This window comes from Shimia sp. MIT1388 (genome assembly GCF_047124445.1).
Classification (GTDB): Bacteria; Pseudomonadota; Alphaproteobacteria; order Rhodobacterales; family Rhodobacteraceae; genus Shimia.
Map to the genome: position 1 here is coordinate 3,815,881 of NZ_CP138921.1, position 21,118 is coordinate 3,836,998.

Here is a 21,118-nt window from a genome sequence, read left to right on the forward strand (position 1 = left end):
GTCGAAAGCGACACCGCCACAATCTGGCGCAGCGTTCATAACGAGGGACACAGATATGAAACGGAATGATCTAAAACAGACTTTGCTCACCGGCCTGATCACGCTTGGCCTGGGGGCGCAATTGACGTCTTTGCCAACCCTGGCGCAGGCAGGGCAGCCACCGCAGGCCGAGGCCGCAAGCGCCGTGCGTTACAACACGGTCACCATCGAGGGGCAGGAGATTTTCTACCGCGAGGCCGGTCAGGCGGACGCACCGGTTGTGCTGTTGCTGCATGGGTTCCCGACCTCTTCGCAGCAATACCGAAACCTGATCCCCGAGTTGGCGGAAGACTATCGGGTGATTGCGCCGGACTATCCGGGCTTTGGCGCCAGTGCGATGCCGGATCGGGCAGAGTTTGATTACAGCTTTGCCAGTTATGCCACGCTGATGGACGGGTTCACCGATGCCTTGGCGCTGGACAGCTACAGTCTCTACGTGATGGATTACGGCGCGCCAGTGGGCTACCGGCTGGCGTTGAAGGAGCCGGAGGCGGTTGAGGCGCTGATCATTCAGAACGGCAATGCCTATGACGAGGGCTTGCTGGAGTTCTGGGACGTGTTCCGCAGCTATTGGGCAGACGGTAGTGCCGAGACCCGCGAACCGTTGCGGGACTTCCTGAATGTGACGGCCACGGAATGGCAGTACACCCATGGGGTGCCGGAGAGCCATGCGCATCGCCTGAGCCCGGACGCCTGGATGCTGGATCAGGCCTATCTGGACCGGCCGGGCAATCAGGAGATCCAGCTGGATCTGTTTTACGATTACCGCACCAATGTCGATCTTTATCCGGAGTTTCAGGCTTACTTCCGAGCGCATCAGCCGCCCACGCTGATTGTCTGGGGGGAGAATGACTACATCTTCCCGGCGGAAGGGGCGGCGCCCTATTTGCGCGACCTGCCGGAGGCCGAGTTGCACATGATTGATGCGGGGCACTTCATTCTGGAATCGCATGGGCCGGAAGTGGCCGGGCTGATCCGCGAGTTTCTCGACAAAGAAATCCAAGACTAACCCAACGCGGCGCGGGGGCAGCCTCCCGCGTCGCAAATTCCTCCCTCTCCTCAAAAAGGATTTAACCTATGACAACCCGCCCCCCATTGCCGCCGTTTTCCCGCGAAGATGCCCTGCAGAAGGTGCGTCTGGCTGAAGATGGCTGGAACTCCCGAAATCCTGAGAAAGTGTCGCTGGCCTATACGCCGGACACGCGCTGGCGCAATCGGTCGACGTTTTTGACCGGCCGCACTGAGGTGCAAGCGTTTTTGAAAGCGAAATGGTCCAAGGAGCGGGAGTATCGGCTGATCAAGGAGCTGTGGGCCTTCACCGACAACCGGATTGCGGTGCGGTTTGCCTATGAGTGGCAGGACATGATGGGGCGGTGGTTCCGCTCCTATGGCAACGAGAACTGGGAATTTGACGAGAACGGGCTGATGCGCGAGCGGGATGCGAGCATCAATGATCTGCCGATCAACGACGCAGACCGGTTGTTTCATTGGCCGCAGGGGCGACGCCCGGACGATCATCCAGGCCTGTCCGATCTGGGTCTGTGACCCGTCAATGTCAGAGAAAGGTCCAAGATATGGGACATAAGTTTGCAGAGATTGCCTTCACTGAGGCGGTGAAGCGGCACCAGGAAGAGGCTGGATCGCGGGCGTCTTATGCGCGGATGGCCGCGCGGGAGGACTACAACAACCGGTTGGGCCCGCATGAGGCGCAGTTTATCGCGGCGCGGGACAGTTTTTACATGGCGACGGTCAGCGAGACCGGCTGGCCGTATATGCAGCATCGCGGCGGGCCGGCGGGGTTCCTGAAGGTGCTGGATGAACGACGGCTGGCGTTTGCCGATTATCGGGGCAACCGGCAGTACGTGAGCCTTGGCAACCTCAGTCAAAACGACCGTGTGTCCCTGTTTTTTATGGATTACCCCAATCAAACGCGGCTGAAGCTTTTGGGGCGGGTGCGGGTGATTGCACCGGAGGAGGAAGCGCTTTTGGCGCAGTTGTCGCCCAGAGAAGGCTATCGCGCTCGGGTGGAGCGTGGGTTTGAGATCACGGTCGACGGGTTCGACTGGAATTGTCCGCAACACATAACACCACGTTATTCCCGCGCCGAAGTGGAAGGCGAGTTTCTGCGGCTTCAGAACCGGATTCGCGAACTGGAAGAACAATTGGCGGGATCTTAAAGTTTGCGATGGAGGCCGGTGGCGAAAGTCACCGGCCTTTTTTTATCCGCGCTTAACCTCTTTGGCGGAGGCCACATAGGGTTGCAGGCTTTCGATAAAGGCGTCGACAAAATCCAGCACCACAGGGGAGGTGGGGCCGGAGGCGGGTTGCAGGATCGAGAGGCGGTGGAAGAGCTGGGGCTTGAACGGGCGGATCACGATGCCGGTGGCGCGGTAAGCTTCGGCGTCCAGTGCGCTGACCACAGAGGCGCCCATGCCCTGGGCCACCATGGTGCAGGCGGTGGTGAACTGGCGCACTTCGATCAGGCTGTTGAGTTCCACGCCGTCTTCAGAAAAGGCGCGGGAGAGGTGCTGGTAAAACCGGCTGTCGCGGCGGGTGTGAATCAAGCGCTCTTGGGCGAGGTCGCGCGGGGTGATGTGATCCTGATCCGCCAGCGGGTGACCCTCGGGCAGGATGCAGGCGGATTTGATGTGCAAGTCCTGACTGCGGGTGGCGGGGTGGCCGAGGAAGCCGTCGGTGATGCCGCAGTCATACTGTTCTCCAATGATCCACTCCAGAATGCGCTCTGGGCGGTCCGGTTCCAGGGTCACGGTGACGTTTGGGCGTTCCTTGAGGAAGTTGACCAAAACGCCTGGCAAGTGGCTGGTGGCGAAGCCGGGCAGGCAGGCTATCCGGACGTGTCCGCCGGTGCGCTCAATCAGGTCGCGGCGCAGATCGTCGAGGTGATCCAGCCCGTCTAGAATGCGCTGCACCTCGGCCAAAAGGTAGCGCGAGTCACTGGTAGGTTCGAGCACGCCACGGTGGCGCGTGAAGAGTTCAATACCGGCAGATTGGGAGAAATCAGAGAGCAAACGACTTACTGCTGGTTGTGAAACGCCCATGCGTTTTGCGGCTTTGGTCATATTGCCGGTTTCGGCCACGGCGCGGAAAGCTTCGAGCTGTCTTAGTTGAAATTTCAAAGGCTTATCTCTCATTTGCCGCGATGCGGCATGTTTACTGTTTGGTTAAACTATAACATACTGTTATGCAATTTGTTATAAATTCTTCACTTGCATTATGGCTTTAACTTTTCAATGATCCCGCCAGCACAGCAGATGGAGGAATTTCCTGTGACTCAATTTAAGACAGTTTTGTTTGGTGCTTTGGCCGCTGGCATGACCGCTGGCATGGCTTCCGCACAAACCGAGATCAACTGGTGGCACGCTATGGGCGGCACCAACGGCGAGCGCGTGGACAAGATTGCGGCGGATTTCAACGCCAGCCAGTCCGAGTACAAAATCGTACCGTCCTACAAAGGCAACTACACCGAAACCATGACCGCTGCTGTGGCGGCGTTCCGCGCCAAAGAGCACCCGCATCTGGTGCAGGTGTTTGAAGTGGGCACCGCAACCATGATGGCCGCCAAAGGCGCGATCTATCCGGTTGAAAAGATGATGGCGGACGCCGGTGAGCCGTTTGACAAAGGCGACTACCTGCCAGCGGTGATCTCTTACTACCAGACCCCAGAGGGTGAACTGCTGTCCATGCCGTTCAACAGCTCCACGCCTGTTCTGTGGTACAACGCAGACGCGCTGAAAGCGGCTGGTGTTGACGCGCCAAAGACCTGGGATGACGTGAAATCCGTTTCCCAAGCGCTCGTCGACAACGGTATGGATTGTGGTGTGAGCTTTGGCTGGCAGTCCTGGGTGATGCTGGAGAACTACTCCTCCTGGCACAACATGGAAATGGGCACCAAAGAGAACGGTTTTGCCGGTTTCGACACCGAGTTCACCTTCAGCAAGAACGACAAGCTGGCCGCGCGTCTGGATGACGTGGCAGCGATGTCTGAAGGCAACCTGTTCAAATATGGCGGTCGTCGCGGTGACTCCCTGCCAATGTTCACCAACGGTGAATGCGGCATGTGGATGAACTCTTCCGCATACTATGGCTCCATCAAATCTCAGGCTGAGTTTGAATTTGGTCAGACCATGCTGCCACTGGACACCGCGGCTGCGGATGCGCCACAGAACTCCATCATTGGTGGTGCAACCCTGTGGGCGCTGGCCGGTCACGAATCTGAGGAATACAAAGGTCTGGCGAAGTTCATGACCTACCTGTCTTCCCCAGAGGTACAGGCGTGGTGGCACCAGGAAACTGGTTATGTGCCAATCACCACCGCGGCTTGGGAACTGTCCAAGGACCAAGGCTTCTATGACAGCAACCCAGGCACCGACACAGCGATCAAACAGCTGAGCTTGAACACCCCAACCGCCAACTCCCGCGGCATCCGCTTTGGTAACTTCGTGCAGGTGCGCGACGTGATCAACGAAGAGATGGAAGCGCTGTGGGCTGGTGACAAATCCGCTCAGGAAGCACTGGACGCCGCCGCCGAGCGTGGCAACGCCCTGCTGCGCAAGTTTGAGCGTTCCGCCAAATAAGTGAACCTCCCCTGCGCCCGGCGGACCAATGGTGTTTGCCGGGCGTGTTTCTGTCTAAACGACCCACCCTGACTTGAGGGCCGCATGCTCAAACGCGTCCACTTTCCCACATCTGTCTTGCCCTACCTGCTGGTGGCGCCACAGATTATCATCACGCTGATCTTCTTTATCTGGCCTGCGAGCCAGGCGGTGTATCAGTCTTTCCTGATCGAAGACGCCTTTGGTCTGTCCACCGAGTTTGTGTGGTTTGAAAACTTCCAGATCCTGTTTGAAGACAAACTTTATCTTGAGACCTTCTGGCGCACGATTATCTTTTCTGCCGCTGTGGCGGTGCTGTCGATGGGCTCGGCCCTGATCCTGGCGGCCTTTGCCGACCGCGTGGTGCGCGGCGCGACCACCTACCGTACGTTGATGATCTGGCCCTATGCGGTCGCACCGGTGCTGGCCGGTGCGCTTTGGGTGTTTATGTTCAACCCGACGTTGGGCATCTTCCCCTACATCCTTGAATTCATTGGCATCGACTGGAACCATTACCTGAATGGTACCCATGCGATGCTGCTGGTGATCTTTGCCGCTGCGTGGAAGCAGATTGCCTATAACTTCCTGTTCTATCTTGCCGCGATGCAGTCGATCCCGCGCTCTCTGATTGAAGCAGCGGCGATTGATGGCGCGGGGCCGGTGCGCCGGTTCTGGGACCACATCTTCCCGCTGATTTCGCCCACGACCTTCTTCCTGTTGGTTATCAACGCGGTCTACGCCTTCTTTGACACCTTCGGGATCATCCACGCGGTGACCCAGGGTGGCCCGGCGAACAGCACCACGATCCTTGTCTACAAGGTGTTTAACGACGGCTTTGTTGGGCTCGATCTTGGCGGGTCGGCAGCGCAGTCGGTGATCCTGATGATCCTCGTGATCGCAATGACGGTGGTTCAGTTCCGCTATGTCGAAAGAAAGGTGGAATACTGATGGTCGAAAATCGTCGTATCCTTGGGATCATTTCCCACATCGTGTTGATCCTTGGTGTGATCATGGTGGCTTTGCCGATCTGGATCACCTTTGTCGCCAGCACCCATGACGCGGTGCGGATGACGCAGGCGCCGATCCCGATGCTGCCTGGCTCGCATTTCATTGAGAACTTCAAACAGACGCTGTTTGGCGCTGGGCTCTCCGGATCAGAAGGCGCGCCGGTGTGGCGGATGTTGCTCAACTCGCTGGCTATGGCCCTGATGATTGCCTTTGGCAAAATCGCGATTTCGCTGCTGTCGGCCTTTGCGATTGTCTACTTCAAGTTCCCGTTCCGCATGGGGTTCTTCTGGATGATCTTCATCACCCTGATGTTGCCGGTGGAAGTGCGGATTTTGCCGACCTTTGAGGTGGTGGCAAACCTGGGCATGCTCAACAGCTATTGGGGCCTGTCGATCCCACTGATCGCCTCGGCCACGGCCACATTTATGTTCCGGCAGGTGTTTTTGACCATTCCGGATGAGATGCTGGAGAGTGCGCGGATTGATGGGGCAGGGCCGCTGCGGTTCTTCTGGGACATCCTGATCCCGCTCAGCCGGACCAATATTGCCGCGCTGTTTGTGATCCTCTTCATCTACGGCTGGAACCAGTATCTTTGGCCGCTCTTGATCACCACCGACACCGACATGACCACCATTGTGATGAGCATCAAACAGATGCTGGAAGCGGCAGAGCAATCGCCGCAGTGGAACATCATCATGATGACCGCGCTTTTGGCGATGATCCCGCCGGTGTTTGTGGTTGTTGGTATGCAAAGGCTCTTTGTGCAGGGCCTCACTGAAACTGATAAATAACGGGGATCCTGAGAATGGCATCCATTACACTCAAAGATCTTGTCAAAACCTATGGCGATGTCGAAGTCCTGCACCATGTCGAAGGCGAGATCCAGGATGGCGAACTGATCGTCATCGTCGGCCCGTCGGGCTGCGGTAAGTCCACGCTCTTGCGCATGGTTGCGGGGCTTGAGACCGTGACCTCGGGTGAGATCAGCATTGGTGACACGGTGGTCAATAAGCTGGAGCCTGCTGATCGCGACATTGCGATGGTGTTCCAGAACTACGCGCTTTATCCGCATATGACTGTGCGCGAGAACATGGCCTATGGTCTGAAAATCCGCAAAATCTCCAAAGAGGAAATTGACCGTCGCGTGCAAGAGGCGGCAGAGATTTTGGAGATTGGGCAGTATCTTGACCGCAAACCGCGTCAGCTGTCCGGTGGTCAGCGTCAGCGTGTGGCCATGGGGCGCGCGATTGTGCGCAATCCGCAGGTGTTCCTGTTTGATGAGCCGCTGTCCAACCTCGATGCCAAGCTGCGGGTGCAGATGCGTCTGGAAATTCGCAAACTGCAACAGCGTTTGGGCGTGACCTCGATCTACGTGACCCACGATCAGGTTGAGGCGATGACGCTGGGTGATCGGTTGATGGTGCTCAATGGCGGCTATGTGGAGCAATTTGGCACGCCGATTGAGCTCTATGATCGTCCGGCGACTGTGTTTGTTGCTGGTTTCATTGGCAGCCCGTCGATGAACTTCCTACCAGCAGATGCGCAGGGCGATACCCTCGCGCTGGGCAACGGCGTGACATTGGCGGGCGGTGCGCAGGCCAGTGGCAAGGTCACGCTGGGCGTGCGGCCAGAGCATCTGGTGCAGGATGACGCGGGCGCGATCCGCATTGTTGTGCAGATGGTGGAGCAGTTGGGTGCCAATACGTTGGTGCACGGGGTTCTGGAAGGTTCGGAGACCGATGTTGTGGCGAGTGTTCCGGGCCATGTCACGACCGACGCGGGCACGGTGATGGGCTTTTCTGCCGCGGCCGAAGACCTGCACCTGTTTGACGCAACCACAGGCAAGCGGATCGACGCATGACGCAGTTTCCCCAGTTAAACGGTTTTCGCGGTGCGCCCGGATTGGTTCGGCTGGTCGGGCATCGGGGCGCGCGGGGCGTGATGCCGGAGAACACACTTGAGGGGTTTGAGTTCACGGTGAAGTCCGGCGTGGTGGCTCTGGAGTTTGACGTGGTGCTGACGCAGGACGCAGTGCCGGTGGTGACGCACAATCATCACCTGTTAAACGCGGCGACGCGTGGCGCGGATGGCAAATGGTTGCAGGGCGCGGAGCTCAAGGTGTCCGAGTTGCCATTGGCGCAGTTGCAGAGTTACGACGTTGGCGGCCTCGATGGGCGCACGGTTTATGGTCAGCGGTTTCCGGATCAGGTGTTTATGTCCAACGTGCGTGTGCCAACTTTGGGCGATCTGCTGGACATGGCGTTGACGCCGCAGGGCGCAGATATGCTGTTCCTGCTGGAGATGAAGTCGGATCCGGAGACGGCGCACACTCCAGAGGTGACCGAGCGACTGGTGTCTGAGGTGGTGAAAGCCGTGCGGACGCGTGGGCTGGAACAGCGCACGGTGTTGCACAGTTTTGACTGGAACCTGCTTGAGGTGTGCGGGCGTATTGCGCCGGATATGCCGCGCTCGTTTTTGACCATCATGCCGAAGAATGCGGACGATCCGGGAGAGGATTCCTCAAAATCGGTGGCGCCGGATTTTGCCAAGCTGGGCATGCCCGTGCCGCAGGCGGTTGTCGAAGCCGGTGGGCAAATGTGGTGCCCGCACTATTTGGATGTGACGCCTGAGGTTGTGGCGCAAGCGCATGCGCTGGGCCTGTTGGTGTCGACTTGGACCGTGAACGAGGTCGACGACATGCATCGTATGATTGATGCAGCAGTCGACGGAATTGTCACGGATTACCCGGGCCGGGCGCAGCGGGTGTTGCTGGAACGTGGGCTGGTCTGGAACGAAGACGTGGCCCGGATGGTGGCGGAGTAATCTGCCGCCATTTGCTGGTGTGGGCCGGTCTTGGCCGGTAAGGTGCCGGTTTGTGACCGCACGTGATCCCGCAATGCGGGCATTTTGTTGGACAATGCCTACATTGGAACCGGTCGGGGCGACCCGATGCCCTGTCGTGCGGGGCGCGCATGTGGCGTAAGCGGCCCAATAAGAAGAAGTGGACTTAGACACATAACATGCTCCTTTTCCTGATTAATATTGCAGGCGCAGCGGCGCTTTTGATTTGGGCGGTGCGTTTGGTGCGCACGGGAATGGAGCGGGCCTTTGCGGTGCAGCTCAGGCTGTGGTTGCGTCGGTCTGCCAAGAACCGCGGATTGGCGGCCAGCGCGGGGCTGGTGGTGTCGATGCTGCTGCAAAGCTCGACCGCGGTTGCGATGCTGGTGTCCAATTTTGCCGCCAACGGCGCAGTGTCGGTGCCCGTTGGGCTGGCGATTATTCTAGGTGCGGATGTGGGCTCCGCATTGGTGGCGCAGGTGCTGTTGGTGCGGCAGACTTGGTTGATCCCGTTGTTGCTGGTGCTTGGTGTCGGGCTGTTTTTACGCGGGCAACAGCGACGTGTGCGACAGACCGGGCGGATCCTGATTGGTCTGGCGCTTATTTTTGTGTCGCTGGACATGCTGCGGGCGGCCACGGCGCCGGTGATGGAAAGTGAAGCGGCGTTGCGGATGCTGTCCTATCTGGGGGCAGACCTGTTTGCGGCCTTTGTGATTGGCGCGGTGTTTGCCTGGATGGTGCATTCCAGCGTGGCGGCGGTTTTGTTGTTTGTGACCTTGGTGGCGCAAGGCGCGTTGCCGACTGAGGCGGCCATGGCGATGGTTTTGGGCGCCAATCTGGGCGGGGCGATGATTGCCTATGTGCTGACATTGGCGGCAGAGCCGGAGGCGCGGCGGATCGTAATGGCCAACCTTGGCCTGCGGGGCGGTGGCGCGGTGCTGGTGCTGTTGGGGCTGCGGTTTGTGGAGGTGGACTTGGCATGGCTGGGGACTTCGGCCGCGACTCAGACCATCAACCTGCATCTGGTGTTTAACGCGGTGCTCTGTGTGCTGGCGCTGCCATTTGTGGACTTGTTTGCCAAAATCGCAGGCCGGTTTGTGGCCGCGCCGGTGGCGGATGAAGCGGCGATTGCTTCCGCCCTGGACCCAAGCGCGCTGGATACGCCAGCCCGGGCGCTGGCCAATGCCTCGCGTGAGATGATGCGCATGGGCGAGCGGGTGGAAACCATGTTGATCGCCGGGCAACGGCTGTTTGACACCTGGAGTGATGCCAGTGCCGAGGCGATCCGGGCCAATGATGCGGCGGTGCGCAAGACCCATCAGGAGATCAAGCTTTATCTGGCGGAGTTGAACCGGCATGAGTTGGACAAGGCGACAGTAAAGGGCGCGATGGAGCTGTCTTTGCTGGCCTCCAACCTTGAGGCGGCGTCTGATGTATTGGCGCGCAATCTGGTGGAGCTGGCGCGGCGGATGGATCTGGAAGGGTTGAACTTCTCCAGCGCGGGACGGCAGGAGATTTGTGATTTCCATGACCGGGTGCTGGCCAACGTGCAATTGGCGTTGAGCGTGATGATGGCGGGGCAACCGGATGACGCGCGGGAGTTGGTGGCGCAGAAGGAAAAGGTGCGCGGCGTGGAGCAAAAGCTGCAGCGCAAGCACCTGAAGCGCCTGCATGAGGGGCTTTCTGAAAGCATCGAGACCAGCAATATCCATCAAGAGACGTTGCGGGTGCTGAAGCAGGTGAACACGTCCTTTGCCATGGTGGGGTATCCGATTTTGGCGGAGACCGGCGATTTGCTGTCGAGCCGCTTGTCGCCAGCGGAAAGCTGAAGTCGCCGGGGCTGGACACAGGACGCTCGACTTCCTAAGCAGGGATATGGAATTTTGGGTGTTTGAAGCGATTTGCATTAGTAGCCCGGTCTGATCTGTCGGGCCGGGCGTATGTGTCGTTTTCCAAATCCATTCTGACTGGGGAGGCCCCATGTCGATGCCTTTTTCGAAATTTCACCTTGTCTGCGGTTATGCCGCCTCCGGAAAATCCACTTTGGCGCAACAGTTGGCGCAGGATCATGATGCGATTGTGCTGTCTGAAGACCAATGGCTGTCGGCACTGTTTGCGGAGGAATTGCATTCCTTGGCTGATTATGTGCGGTGTACCGCACGGTTGCGGCGGGCTTTGGGGCCGCATGTGGTGGCCTTGTTGCAGGCGAAACAGGCTGTGGTGATGGATTTTGCCGCCAATACAGTTGAGGCGCGCGCCTGGTTGGTTGGGCTGGGACGAGAGGCGGGCGTGACGCCCACGCTGCATTTTCTGGATGTGCCACAGGATGTCTGTTGGCAACGTGCGCAGTCGCGAAATCAAGAGGGCAGCCATGAGTTTCAGCTGTCCAAAGACCAATTTGACAGATTGGCATTGCATTTTGAGCGACCGGATGAGGCCGAAGGGTTTGATCTGGTATTGCACCAATCCGGCCAGTTTTAGCCCCTGGGCCGCGACGTTACGGCTTTTTGTAACTGTTGCGAGATGCAGAATGCTGGGCCATAGTCCGCGCGACGACGCCTAGAATGGGCGAAACAAGAGTCGCATCTGTGGTTTTTTGGCTGCGTTTTGAACATCTTCAAGGCGCAATTCTCCTGTGTCTTTGAGGGATGCCGGGGTGAGTCGCCAAGAGGCTGCCAACAAGAAAAAGACGGAACAGAGGAGAGGTTAGGGGCAGTTTGTCTCCGGTCGCGCGGCGGCCAGATTGGTTGCATACCCGATATTACCAGGAGGTGTGCCTTGAAAATAAGGTGCGCTTGAGGGTGGCGAGCTGCGTGGCTCTACGACTTAGGTAGGAAAACGTGGCCTCAGCGAATGTTAACCTTTTGGAGGCTTTACTTTCCGCGAAAGCGGAGCCGTAGCCTGAACACCCAAATGAAAGACACTTCCACCGTATTCAGCCCGATTGCGCGGCCTTCAGCGCAGGAGTCAGAATTGCGCGCACGGCGCAAGCTGCTGCTGGCCTATGCGGATGAGCGGGTTGGGCGGCTGCCGGTGCGTCTGGCGCTATATACGATTGGCTGCGGTATCAGCTACTTTGCAATTGATCTGATGCCGGTTCTGCTGAGCCTCACCATCCTTTTGTTTGGCGATGCGATCGACTGTCTGGTCTTGCGCACGCTTGTGCGGCGAGAAGCGTTGGTCGGGAACCTCAAGCGTGGGCAGAAATGGGCGACCATCACCAGTGCGCTGCAGGGCATGAGTGTGGTGGCCGGGGTGTCGGTCTATTACTTCGAGCTGGGGGAAAGCGCGAATATTCTCTTTGTCATTGGGGCTTTGGGATTGGGGGCGGTGAATGCCGCGATTGTTTTGCCCAAAAACCCGACGGCGGCCTTTACGCGGTTGTCCTTCTACCTCTCGGCACCGTTTTTATACGTGGGTCTACAAGCGATCTGGGCCAAGAGCTGGACGCCGTTTGTGATGATGGATGTGGCAGGCACCATGTTGGTCTTCTGCATGCTGTATATGTTCCTCGCTTTCACCAAATCGGGCATGAACAATTTCCGGATCACGCAGGATCTGGAGCGGCAGAAGTCCGAGATGAAGGTGATGTATGCGCGCATGGACCGACATCAAACCGAGTTGCAACAGCTGTCTCTGGTGGCGCGTCATGCCAACGACAGTGTGATTATTACGGATCGGCAGCGGCGGATTGTTTGGGTCAATGATGCGTTCACGCGGGTGACCGGGTTTTCCTTTGCCGAGGCCAAAGGCACCATCATCGCGGATCTATTGACCGGGGCGGATCAGGCGCTCAAGGCGATCAACACCATTGATCTGGCGGTGGAGGCCGGGCAGCCGTTTCGCGGCGAAGTGCAGAATGTGACCCGTGACGGGCGCAAGATCTGGCTGGATGTGAACCTGTTCCCGATCCAGGGCGCCGATGGGGAGCCGGAGTTCTTTGTGTCCATCGAGCGGGACGTCACCGAGAGCCGCAAACTGGCTGTCCAGATGGGGCAGGCACGTCAGGCGGCAGAAGAGGGCGCACGGGCCAAGGCGGAATTCCTCGCCAATATGAGCCATGAAATCCGTACGCCGCTGACCGGTGTGATTGGCATGGCGGACCTGCTGTCAGAGACCAACCTGGACGAGGAACAGGGACGTTATACGGATACAATCCGCGGGTCTTCTCAAGCGTTGATGGCGATCATCAATGACATTCTGGACCTGTCCAAACTGGATGCGGGCCGAATGGAGTTACACCCGGTGAGTTTTGCGCCGCGGGCCTGTGTGCAGGAAACACTGGACCTGTTGACCCCGGCCGCGCGCAGCAAAGGTCTGGAACTCCGCTGTGAGGTTGAAGGTGAAGTGCCAGAGTTCATCAAAGCTGATGACGGGCGCTTGCGGCAAGTGGTGACCAATATCGTCGGCAATGCGATCAAGTTCACGGAAACAGGTGGTGTTTACCTGAAGCTGAGCCATGCGGAGGATGTGGATGGCAATCGCGTGATCTGTGAAGTGACAGATACGGGGATTGGGATTTCGAAAGAGAACCAGGCGCACATCTTTGACCACTTCACTCAGGCGGAAGCGGCGACGACACGGAAGTTTGGCGGCACAGGGCTGGGGCTGTCGATTTCCAAACACATTCTGGATGTGATGGGCGGGTCGATTTCGGTGCAGTCTGAAGAAGGAGTTGGCGCAACCTTCCGCATGGAGTTTCCTTACGAAGCGGCGGAGATGCCCAGTGTTGCCCCGCGTGGTGCAAGACAAGAAACGCCTCAGGCTCTGGTGCCGGGATTGCGGGTGCTGGTGGCTGAGGACAACAAGACCAACCGGTTCCTGTTGAAGAAATATCTGGCGGACCAGCCGATTGAGTTGGCCTTTGCCAAGGACGGTGTTGAAGCGGTGGAGCAGGTGCAGAGTTTTGCGCCTGATCTGGTGTTTATGGATATGTCGATGCCGCGCATGAGCGGGATTGAGGCAACGCAGGTCATTCGTGAGCTGAACATCGTGCAGCCGTCGATCGTGGCGCTGACTGCGCATGCCTTTGACGAGGAGATGCAGGCCTGTCTGGATGCGGGGATGGACGACTTCCTGACCAAGCCTATTCGCAAGGCGGTGTTGCTTGAGTGGATGCTGCGGTTTCAGGCGCAACTACTGGATGAGGCCACAACCAAGTCCGACGTACCTCCGATTGAAGGGGCCGCCTAACGCCAATGGCGACCTTAAAAATAAGGGGTTCAACCCTAGGTCGGTACCATCAAAAATCTTCCAAAAATTGAATTTGTTTTGCCCAAAACCGCCACGAATTTCTTGCCGGTGAATTAACGCACGCCCTTTAGATCGAGCCTCCAAACTGATTCTGGAGCCTTGGTCATGGCCACAACCTTTGATGTATTCTACCTCGGAACACTCGCGGAACTTGATCCGATTGAGGGCAACTACTCATCCGAAAATGCCAACGACTTGGTTGGGCAGACACTGGGCGGTGCGGATGATCCGTTGTCTGGCAACCTCGTGACCATGAGCCAGTACGGGCCAGACTACGACTATTATTACATCAACAACAATGAAGGTAATGACCAGTTCCAGATCAATGGTGGCGAAGTGCTGACCTTTGATGGGTTGGTGGATTACAACGCGACGATCACCTATACCGATGGCACCACGGCCAATATCACGGCGGTGGTATTTCAGGCCACGGATGGGCAGACCTTCCTGGCCCCAGAATATGCCGAGAACACAGATCAAGATGCACTGGAAGCCAAGGCGATCCAGTCCCTGACTCTGAACAGCGTACACAACTCCGGCGACGATCTAACTGCGAGCCGTGTGGCCGGAGACTACGTTGCAACTGATGGCGTGGTGGAGGGTACCGAGGGCGGCGAGGAACTGCGCACCGGATATACTGACGCGGAGGGGGATCAACTCAACGACAGTAGCAACGTCGTGAGCACCGGCGGTGGGAATGACACGATTTATGCCGGTGAGGGCAGCGATACAATTGATGCCGGTGACGGGGATGACTTTCTGGCCGCGGGTGGCGGTGATGATGTTGTCGACATGGGCGCGGGGGCGGATGTGGCCTCCGGCGGCATGGGCGATGACAGCCTGTCCGGTGGCGCGGGCAACGACACGTTGCAGGGCGAAAGTGGATCGGACACGGTGCTTGGCGGTGACGGCAACGACTGGATCACTGCCTCCGATGGCTTTGACGTGGTGTCTGGTGGCGCTGGCGATGACATCATCTATGCCGGGTCGGATGCGGATACTGTGTCCGGCGGCGATGGGCGGGACACCATCTATGCAGAATCCGGAGACGACTTTGTAGAAGGTGGCGGTGGCGGCGACTTCATTTCTGCCGGTATCGGCAATGACACGATTTACGGCGATGCGGACAGCAACACCGAGTGGCAGATCCATGCGAGCTGGAACGCCTACTACCTCGGCACAGCGGGCGACATGGATGGGGATGAAAGCGCCGGCTACACCAATAATGCGGCGAGCATTCTTGGCAGCTACGGTGGCGCCAGTGATCCCTTGTCAGGTCACATTGTGCGTGTGGATATCAACGACCTCGATGGGGATGGCGGGGTTGATGAAAACGACGAGATGGCCGTCGGTGCCACTTCGGAGATGTCGATTGACGGCGTTCAGCAGGTGATGGATTCCAACGCCAGCTACAACGCGACCGTGACGTTTGAGGATGGATCAACCGGATCGTTTACAGCGGTTGTGTTTCAGACTGTTGATGGCAAATTCTTCCTCGCGCCGGAATACACCAACAATGCCGATATGGAGTTGTTGTCGAGTAAGCCGATCCAGGCGATCTCGTTGGATAGTGTCTATTCGGACGACAACTATCTGGTGGCTGAACGCTGGGACGAAATTGATCCGGAAGCGGGGGGGGACGACACCATTTATGCCGACAACGGCGATGACGTGGTCTATGGCGAAGCGGGCAATGACACGATTTTTGGCGGCGGGGGCAGCGACACGCTGGATGGCGGGGTTGGCGACGACAAGCTGCTGGGGGGCAGTGGCGACGATGTGTTTGTGGTCAGCGGTGGCAATGACACGATTGGCGATTTCAACACCGGCAACACCGGTGCGCTCAACGATGGGGACAGCAGCAACAACGATTTTGTCGATCTGAGCGGTCACTATGACTCCATGCATGAACTGCATGCGGATATGGCGGATGATGGTGTGCTCAACCAGTCCAACACGCTGGATGCCAAGGGCAATGCGGTGGACTATTCCGACAACACGCAGTTTGGCGATGGTAGCCTGAGCTTTACCGGTGATGTGCAGCTGACGGCGGACAACACCGGCGTGGTATGTTTCACCACCGGCACGATGATCCTGACGCCGCAGGGCGAGCGCCCGATCGAGAGCCTGAAGCCGGGCGATTTGGTCACGACGATGGACAACGGGCCGCAGCCGATTGTGTGGATCGGCAGCACGTCCCTGTCGGGCCACCAACTGCGCGCGCAGCCGAAGTTGCGACCAATCCATATCAACGCCGGCGTGCTAGGGGTGGACCGCCCGCTGCTGGTGTCGCCGCAGCACGGTGTGCTTTTGCCGGGTAGTGACATTCTTGTGCGGGCGACCCATTTGCATCGCTTTGTCAGTGGCACACGGGTGGCGCTGGGCAAACAGGAAGTGACCTACTTCCATATGATGTTTGAGCGCCACCAGATTGTGTTTTCCAACGGCAGCCCGAGCGAGAGCCTGTATCCGGGACCAATGGCCTTGCAGGCGATGAACGCGGAGGCGCGGGCGGAAATCGACACGCTGTTCCCCGGGGTGTTGGGCATGTCGGTGCGGGACAAGGTGGCGCAGCTTTATGGCGACACAGCACGCGAGGTGCTGCGCAAGCCCGGCCAGGACGTGGCGTGAGATGACGCAAATGCAAAACGGGCGGCCTTGGGACCAGGCCGCCCGTTTTCTTTGCTCCCTTACGAGTATTCTTACAGAATAAGTGTGTCGTTCAGAATTTGATAGAAGCTGGTATCCAGGATCGTAAGCAAGTGACCGTTGTCAAACTCAATGTACAGGTTGCCATAGCGTTCATAATAGAGACCAATTTTTCCGTCGCCGGATGTGTCGTAGAAGCCAAGTAGTTGAATTTCGTCAATGTTGTCTTGGAAATCCGTGATCGTGTCATTGCCTAGCCCAGGCCGGAAAAGAAAAACATCAGAACCTGATCCCCCGGTTAGGACATCGTTACCGTAGTCGCCCACCAATGTGTCGTTACCTGTACCGCCGAGTAGGGTATCGTGACCGCGGCCTCCATCAAGCCGGTCATTATAAGACCCACCGTCGAGGCTGTCCTCGCCATCGCTACCGTAGAGGGTGTCGTTGGAAGACCCGCCAAATAGGCTGTCGTTGCCTGAAGCGCCGTACAACGTGTCCACGCCGCTGCCGCCGTCGAGCCGGTCGTTACCGGAACCGCCGTCGAGTTTATCGTTTCCGCCGCGGCCATAAAGCCGGTCGTTACCACCATAGCTTTTCAGAGTGTTGGACCCGTCGGTGCCGTACATTGTGTCCGCTCCGGTGCGTGACCCAGAGGCGCCTTCGAAGTTGCGGATTGTGTCGTTTTCGCCCCAGGAGCCGGAGACGGTGTTGGCCCGCAGATCGATGGTAATGCCATTTTTGCTGTCGATGTAGCTGATGTAGTCCGTCCCGGAGCCACCATCGAAGCTTTCCCTGCCACCGCCGACTTTCACATAGTCATTGCCGGAGCCCAAATTGACGGTGTCGTTGCCTTTGCCGGCATAGACTTTGTCACTGCCGCCGCCGGAATTAATAACGTCATTGCCGCCGTAGGTTTTGATCTTGTTGGCGCCGGAGTTGCCGAGGATGGTGTCATGCCCGGTTTTGGAACCGGAGACATTTTCAAAGCCACTGATCACATCGTTGTTGGCCCAGGAGCCTGACACCTCATTGGTCGACAGGTTCACGGTCACACCGTTGGCGCTGTCGTAGTAGCTGAGATAGTCGATGCCGTTGCCGCCGTGGAACTCTTCTTTGCCGCCCCCCGCTTTGACATAATCGTTGCCGTTACCGAGGTAGACTTTGTCTGCACCTTTGCCGGCGTAGACTTTGTCATTGCCGCCATAGGTCTTGATCGTGTTAGCACCGGAGGTGCCGTAGATGCGGTCATGACCGGTACGGGAGCCGGACACGCTTTCAAATCCGCTGATGGTGTCGTTGGCGGCCCAGGAGCCGGACACCTCATTGGTGGCGAGGTTGATCGTCACCCCGTTTTTGCTGTCATAATAGCTGATGTAGTCTTTACCCGCGCCGCCGTGGAATTCTTCGCGGCCGCCGCCAACGCGGACGTAGTCATTGCCATCGCCGAGGTGGACCACGTCGTTGCCTTTGCGGGCGTAGACCCTGTCGTTGCCATCTGCGGCGCGGATCGTGTCGTCGCGGCTGGTGCCGTTGATGGTTTCGTCGGTGTCGTCGCCGAAGATTTCCCCCGCCGCGGTCACTTTCGCGGTGTAGGCGCCGAGGTGGGTCAGATTCAACTCGTCTTCACCATACCCCCACCGATGTTCCACAGACACGTAGTAGGTTGCGGTCTCTGAGATGGTGAGTTCAATCCTGTTCAATGAGGACGCGCTGGTGCGGGCAATGACATTGCCGTCGGCGTCCAGAATCGACAGGGGGATGTAGTCTAGGCCGTCGCCGTCGCCAGGTGTCACATCGATAGAGTAAGTCTCGCCGGAGGTCAGGGTCACGGCGAACATGTCGACGTCATAACGATAGTCGATGCTGCCGGAGAACTCGGTGCCCACTTCAGTGGCGGTTGCCTCGGCAATTGTCCCACCAAAGTCGTCAAAGATCTCATTCACAGTGAAGGTGTAATCAACCGGCTCGTTGATTGACCAAGAAAAGTGCCGCGCACTGATGTAATAGGTGTCTGTGACATCTGCTAGCAGGGGAATGTTTGCCCCTTCCGTTTCATACCACTCTACCTGGGTGTAGGTGTCGGTGTCCGCATTGTAGCTGTAGCGGTACAGGTCGGTCTTAAAGGTGTAGTAGTTCAGGATCGTGTGACCGGAGGCATCCGTATAGTCAAAGCTGAACTCATAGATCTTGCCAGCCTCCAAAGTGACGGCAAACATGTCGACATCACGCACTTCAAACGTGCTGGTGATGGTTTCGCCGACAGAGATTGAACGTGCAGTTGCAGGGGTATTGCCAATGTCAGGGGCGGGCGCGTTCAGGGGGCTGAACGTGATATTTTCAAGAGTCATGGGGAGCCTGGGTCAGTTACGTTCTTTAAAAGTGTTTTCCGCGCGCCATTCTGGCGCTGTTTGGCGGCGGAGAGTTCACGCCGCATCAATCACCCGCAAGATGATCACTGCGGCGGCTGATTGCAAGGTTAATAGAAGGTTAACGAGGCGGCAAAGCACGAAAAATGTGGCGAAATACCGCGCACCAGGGTTTGAAAAGAGGGGCGGGTGCGTCGGGGCTGGTTTGAGGCTAAAAACACTTCAGTCAAAAGGACACTGACGATGGTGGGGGAGCTTGATGGTCGTGGCGCGCAAAAGGACCTTCGATGTGGTTGATGAGCCGTCGAGATTTGGGAATGGATATATAGGGTTGACGTTTTGGTTTTTTCTATACATCCATGCGGCAATTGCGCTTTCTATTTTAGCGAGTAATTTTGATCTTCGGTGACCGGTGTTTCGATGAAAATTTGTAGTGATCCCAAGCTTATTGAAAGGCTGCTTTCTTTTTATGAGGGGGACCTGAGGGACGCTTTGAGAAGCGACCTCTCCGCCCTGGCAGTGCAGGATATCCCGACCAAAAAAAGCGCGGCGGTCAGCCTGTTGAACATGTACCTCTTTGGACCAGAAGTTGCCTATGTTTGGGGTGGGGTGCTTGCCTTTTCTCAGTTGGATATTTACCGGCCGTATATTGCGCATTCTCGGCGAAAGAGCATGATCGTTTGCAAGGGGTTAAAGGGGCGAAAGATCAGTAAGTTTGCCCCCAAGGGGGTGCCGGTTTTCCATTTCGAAGATGGTTTCGCACCACATCAGTTTATGGCGGCCTGTGATCATTTGCACACCGCGATTTACGCGACAAACAAGGTTGATAACGTCAAATACCTGCGTGAAAATCCCCGGATGGTCCATATTCTTGGTTTGCACGGAGATTCGGATAAGCCTTCTTCTGTCACGCGATTGAGTTCGATGTATGATTACGTGCTGGCGGCGGATGCCAATGCCACCAATCGCGTGTTGAGCTCTAAGCTACAAATCCAATCAGATCGGGTTCTGGTTGTTGGTGGGGCGCCTATTGAGGGCGTTGAGACCGTAAAATCCCGAGGGTCGATCAAAAACATCCTCTATGCGCCAACATGGGAAGGCTATCAAAACCTTGGCAATTTCAGCTCGTTGGAAACCGTGGCGCCGTTGATGAAGGACCATGCTGCCGCCGGGAGTGTCTTGCGCTTTCGCCCGCATCCGGGCACCGGGGCGCATGACAAACGGTACAAGGGGATCGCAAAGGATCTGAAGCAGGTTGCGAAAACCAAAGGCAAAGTGGCGGATTTCAACTGGTCGGATGTGTTGATTGCCGATGTTTCCGGCGTGATCTCTGAATATATCTACTCTCGCAAACCGGTTGTGGTGCCTGTGGACTTGGAAAATCCCAAAATTCTCGAATACATCAATAAGACCAGCATTCCCGACTATTGTTACCTTTGGGACTTCCGCGGCGTGCCGTTGGCCGAGTTCCTGGAGAGTATTTCTGCGGACCCTTTGTGGGACAAGCGGATGGAAAAGCGTGAAAACGCGTATTTTGGTGCCGAAACACAATCAGAAGTGACCAACCTTTTTGAGCAGAAGCTCGATCTCTGTGAAGCGATCTGGAAAAACCGTCTGATGCAGAAGGGGTATCAACCTTGGATGGATCGGGACGAGGCAGACAGAATTCGGCTGCCAGAGGACGGTGATTTGGCCGAGCTGGTGAAGTCGGTGATGGCCGGTGAGACAATGCTGGAACTGCCAGAACGGCGGCTTGTGCGCAAAGGCGGCATTCGCAAACGTTCCGCAGCGGCTTTGAACCGATTGGGCAAACGTGTGTCGAAGGTGCTCAGCTGAATTGCGGCGTTCTATGCCGTGCGCGCTGTTGGTAGACCCGGTATAGATACCGGCGCTGGGGACGTTGAAGTGAAAGGGAAACCGGCGCTGTGCTCCCCGTGCGCATGTCACAGGCGCATTGTCTGGTGGGTTTGGTCAACGTCGTCTATTCTCAACAGCCACCTGTGCGCCGATTGCTTTTGGGCGGGAGGCTTGAGAGGTACCAGGGGGGCTTTGAAAATCCGGAATGATGGAGGCGAGTACCGGAATCGAACCGGTGTACACGGATTTGCAATCCAGAAAGAGCGCAAGCGAAAACAACGGCTTAAGGGTGCAAAACACCCCCTGACAAAAAGTGAACAAAAAGCGAAAGTTTCAAAGCCAAATTCGCCGGTTCAAAACGAAAAAGGCCCCGTCACAGCGGCAACTGTGAACCGGGGCCAAATAGAAAAAGCCTGTCAGCTTTCGAAGCACATTAGCACAGGCCAGCGCCGCACCGCAAACGCTCAGTCCGCTTTTTCGTGGCCTCTGACCGGT

The 21,118-nt window shown here is 57.4% G+C and carries 15 protein-coding genes; 13 read left to right on the forward strand and 2 right to left on the reverse strand.

Annotated features, from left to right (window positions below):
• Window positions 1-55: 55 nt before the first annotated feature.
• The 3 genes from SIB92_RS18815 (at window position 56) to SIB92_RS18825 (ending at window position 2,216) form a co-directional block, all read left to right on the forward strand.
• Window positions 56-1,048 (forward strand): alpha/beta fold hydrolase, encoded by a 993-nt coding sequence (locus tag SIB92_RS18815; protein WP_412553460.1) that lies wholly within the window; start codon window positions 56-58, stop codon window positions 1,046-1,048.
• Window positions 1,049-1,116: 68 nt separating this feature from the next.
• Window positions 1,117-1,584, forward strand: coding sequence for a DUF1348 family protein (locus tag SIB92_RS18820; RefSeq protein ID WP_412553461.1), 468 nt, complete (start codon window positions 1,117-1,119; stop codon window positions 1,582-1,584).
• 29 nt (window positions 1,585-1,613) lie between these two features.
• Window positions 1,614-2,216 (forward strand): pyridoxamine 5'-phosphate oxidase family protein, encoded by a 603-nt coding sequence (locus SIB92_RS18825; RefSeq protein WP_412553462.1) that lies wholly within the window; start codon window positions 1,614-1,616, stop codon window positions 2,214-2,216.
• Between the two features lie 42 nt (window positions 2,217-2,258).
• Here SIB92_RS18825 and SIB92_RS18830 read toward each other — a convergent pair whose 3' ends face one another.
• A complete protein-coding gene (locus tag SIB92_RS18830) occupies window positions 2,259-3,176 on the reverse strand; it encodes a LysR substrate-binding domain-containing protein (protein WP_412555869.1) in 918 nt (305 codons plus the stop codon).
• A gap of 135 nt (window positions 3,177-3,311) precedes the next feature.
• On the opposite strand from SIB92_RS18830, the gene ugpB reads away from it, so the two are divergent.
• The 9 genes from ugpB to SIB92_RS18875 all read left to right on the forward strand — a co-directional run bounded on the left by ugpB (window position 3,312) and on the right by SIB92_RS18875 (window position 16,382).
• Window positions 3,312-4,634, forward strand: a complete 1,323-nt coding sequence (ugpB, locus tag SIB92_RS18835; protein ID WP_412555870.1) for a sn-glycerol-3-phosphate ABC transporter substrate-binding protein UgpB — start codon at window positions 3,312-3,314, stop codon at window positions 4,632-4,634.
• Between the two features lie 84 nt (window positions 4,635-4,718).
• Window positions 4,719-5,600, forward strand: coding sequence for a sn-glycerol-3-phosphate ABC transporter permease UgpA (ugpA, locus tag SIB92_RS18840; protein ID WP_412553463.1), 882 nt, complete (start codon window positions 4,719-4,721; stop codon window positions 5,598-5,600).
• Window positions 5,600-6,451, forward strand: coding sequence for a sn-glycerol-3-phosphate ABC transporter permease UgpE (gene ugpE, locus SIB92_RS18845; protein ID WP_294116235.1), 852 nt, complete (start codon window positions 5,600-5,602; stop codon window positions 6,449-6,451). Before ugpA ends, ugpE begins: the two co-directional genes overlap by 1 nt.
• Before the next feature lie 14 nt (window positions 6,452-6,465).
• Window positions 6,466-7,521 (forward strand): sn-glycerol-3-phosphate import ATP-binding protein UgpC, encoded by a 1,056-nt coding sequence (locus SIB92_RS18850; protein WP_412553464.1) that lies wholly within the window; start codon window positions 6,466-6,468, stop codon window positions 7,519-7,521.
• Window positions 7,518-8,483 (forward strand): glycerophosphodiester phosphodiesterase family protein, encoded by a 966-nt coding sequence (locus SIB92_RS18855; RefSeq protein WP_412553465.1) that lies wholly within the window; start codon window positions 7,518-7,520, stop codon window positions 8,481-8,483. Before SIB92_RS18850 ends, SIB92_RS18855 begins: the two co-directional genes overlap by 4 nt.
• A gap of 197 nt (window positions 8,484-8,680) precedes the next feature.
• A complete protein-coding gene (locus tag SIB92_RS18860) occupies window positions 8,681-10,327 on the forward strand; it encodes a Na/Pi cotransporter family protein (RefSeq protein WP_412553466.1) in 1,647 nt (548 codons plus the stop codon).
• Between the two features lie 151 nt (window positions 10,328-10,478).
• Complete coding sequence (locus SIB92_RS18865; RefSeq protein WP_412553467.1) at window positions 10,479-10,979, forward strand: AAA family ATPase; 501 nt, start codon at window positions 10,479-10,481, stop codon at window positions 10,977-10,979.
• 432 nt (window positions 10,980-11,411) lie between these two features.
• Window positions 11,412-13,691 carry an ATP-binding protein gene (locus SIB92_RS18870; protein WP_412553468.1) on the forward strand — a complete coding sequence of 760 codons (2,280 nt, stop codon included), beginning with the start codon at window positions 11,412-11,414 and terminating at the stop codon, window positions 13,689-13,691.
• Between the two features lie 165 nt (window positions 13,692-13,856).
• Window positions 13,857-16,382, forward strand: coding sequence for a Hint domain-containing protein (locus tag SIB92_RS18875; RefSeq protein ID WP_412553469.1), 2,526 nt, complete (start codon window positions 13,857-13,859; stop codon window positions 16,380-16,382).
• 71 nt (window positions 16,383-16,453) lie between these two features.
• Here SIB92_RS18875 and SIB92_RS18880 read toward each other — a convergent pair whose 3' ends face one another.
• On the reverse strand, window positions 16,454-18,748 hold the full coding sequence (locus tag SIB92_RS18880; protein ID WP_412553470.1) for a calcium-binding protein: 2,295 nt from the start codon (window positions 18,746-18,748) through the stop codon (window positions 16,454-16,456).
• Between the two features lie 876 nt (window positions 18,749-19,624).
• On the opposite strand from SIB92_RS18880, the gene SIB92_RS18885 reads away from it, so the two are divergent.
• Window positions 19,625-20,602, forward strand: coding sequence for a CDP-glycerol glycerophosphotransferase family protein (locus SIB92_RS18885; RefSeq protein WP_412553471.1), 978 nt, complete (start codon window positions 19,625-19,627; stop codon window positions 20,600-20,602).
• Window positions 20,603-21,118: the final 516 nt, after the last annotated feature.

Bases quoted from the DNA above. Each gene is read 5' to 3' on its own strand.
- SIB92_RS18850 (WP_412553464.1), top strand. From the start codon at position 6,466: ATGGCATCCATTACACTCAAAGATCTTGTCAAAACCTATGGCGATGTC.
- ugpB (WP_412555870.1), top strand. From the start codon at position 3,312: ATGGAGGAATTTCCTGTGACTCAATTTAAGACAGTTTTGTTTGGTGCT.
- SIB92_RS18875 (WP_412553469.1), top strand. From the start codon at position 13,857: ATGGCCACAACCTTTGATGTATTCTACCTCGGAACACTCGCGGAACTT.
- SIB92_RS18825 (WP_412553462.1), top strand. From the start codon at position 1,614: ATGGGACATAAGTTTGCAGAGATTGCCTTCACTGAGGCGGTGAAGCGG.
- SIB92_RS18820 (WP_412553461.1), top strand. From the start codon at position 1,117: ATGACAACCCGCCCCCCATTGCCGCCGTTTTCCCGCGAAGATGCCCTG.
- SIB92_RS18855 (WP_412553465.1), top strand. From the start codon at position 7,518: ATGACGCAGTTTCCCCAGTTAAACGGTTTTCGCGGTGCGCCCGGATTG.
- ugpA (WP_412553463.1), top strand. From the start codon at position 4,719: ATGCTCAAACGCGTCCACTTTCCCACATCTGTCTTGCCCTACCTGCTG.
- SIB92_RS18815 (WP_412553460.1), top strand. From the start codon at position 56: ATGAAACGGAATGATCTAAAACAGACTTTGCTCACCGGCCTGATCACG.
- SIB92_RS18880 (WP_412553470.1), bottom strand. From the start codon at position 18,748: ATGACTCTTGAAAATATCACGTTCAGCCCCCTGAACGCGCCCGCCCCT.
- ugpE (WP_294116235.1), top strand. From the start codon at position 5,600: ATGGTCGAAAATCGTCGTATCCTTGGGATCATTTCCCACATCGTGTTG.
- SIB92_RS18865 (WP_412553467.1), top strand. From the start codon at position 10,479: ATGTCGATGCCTTTTTCGAAATTTCACCTTGTCTGCGGTTATGCCGCC.
- SIB92_RS18860 (WP_412553466.1), top strand. From the start codon at position 8,681: ATGCTCCTTTTCCTGATTAATATTGCAGGCGCAGCGGCGCTTTTGATT.
- SIB92_RS18885 (WP_412553471.1), top strand. From the start codon at position 19,625: ATGGTCCATATTCTTGGTTTGCACGGAGATTCGGATAAGCCTTCTTCT.
- SIB92_RS18870 (WP_412553468.1), top strand. From the start codon at position 11,412: ATGAAAGACACTTCCACCGTATTCAGCCCGATTGCGCGGCCTTCAGCG.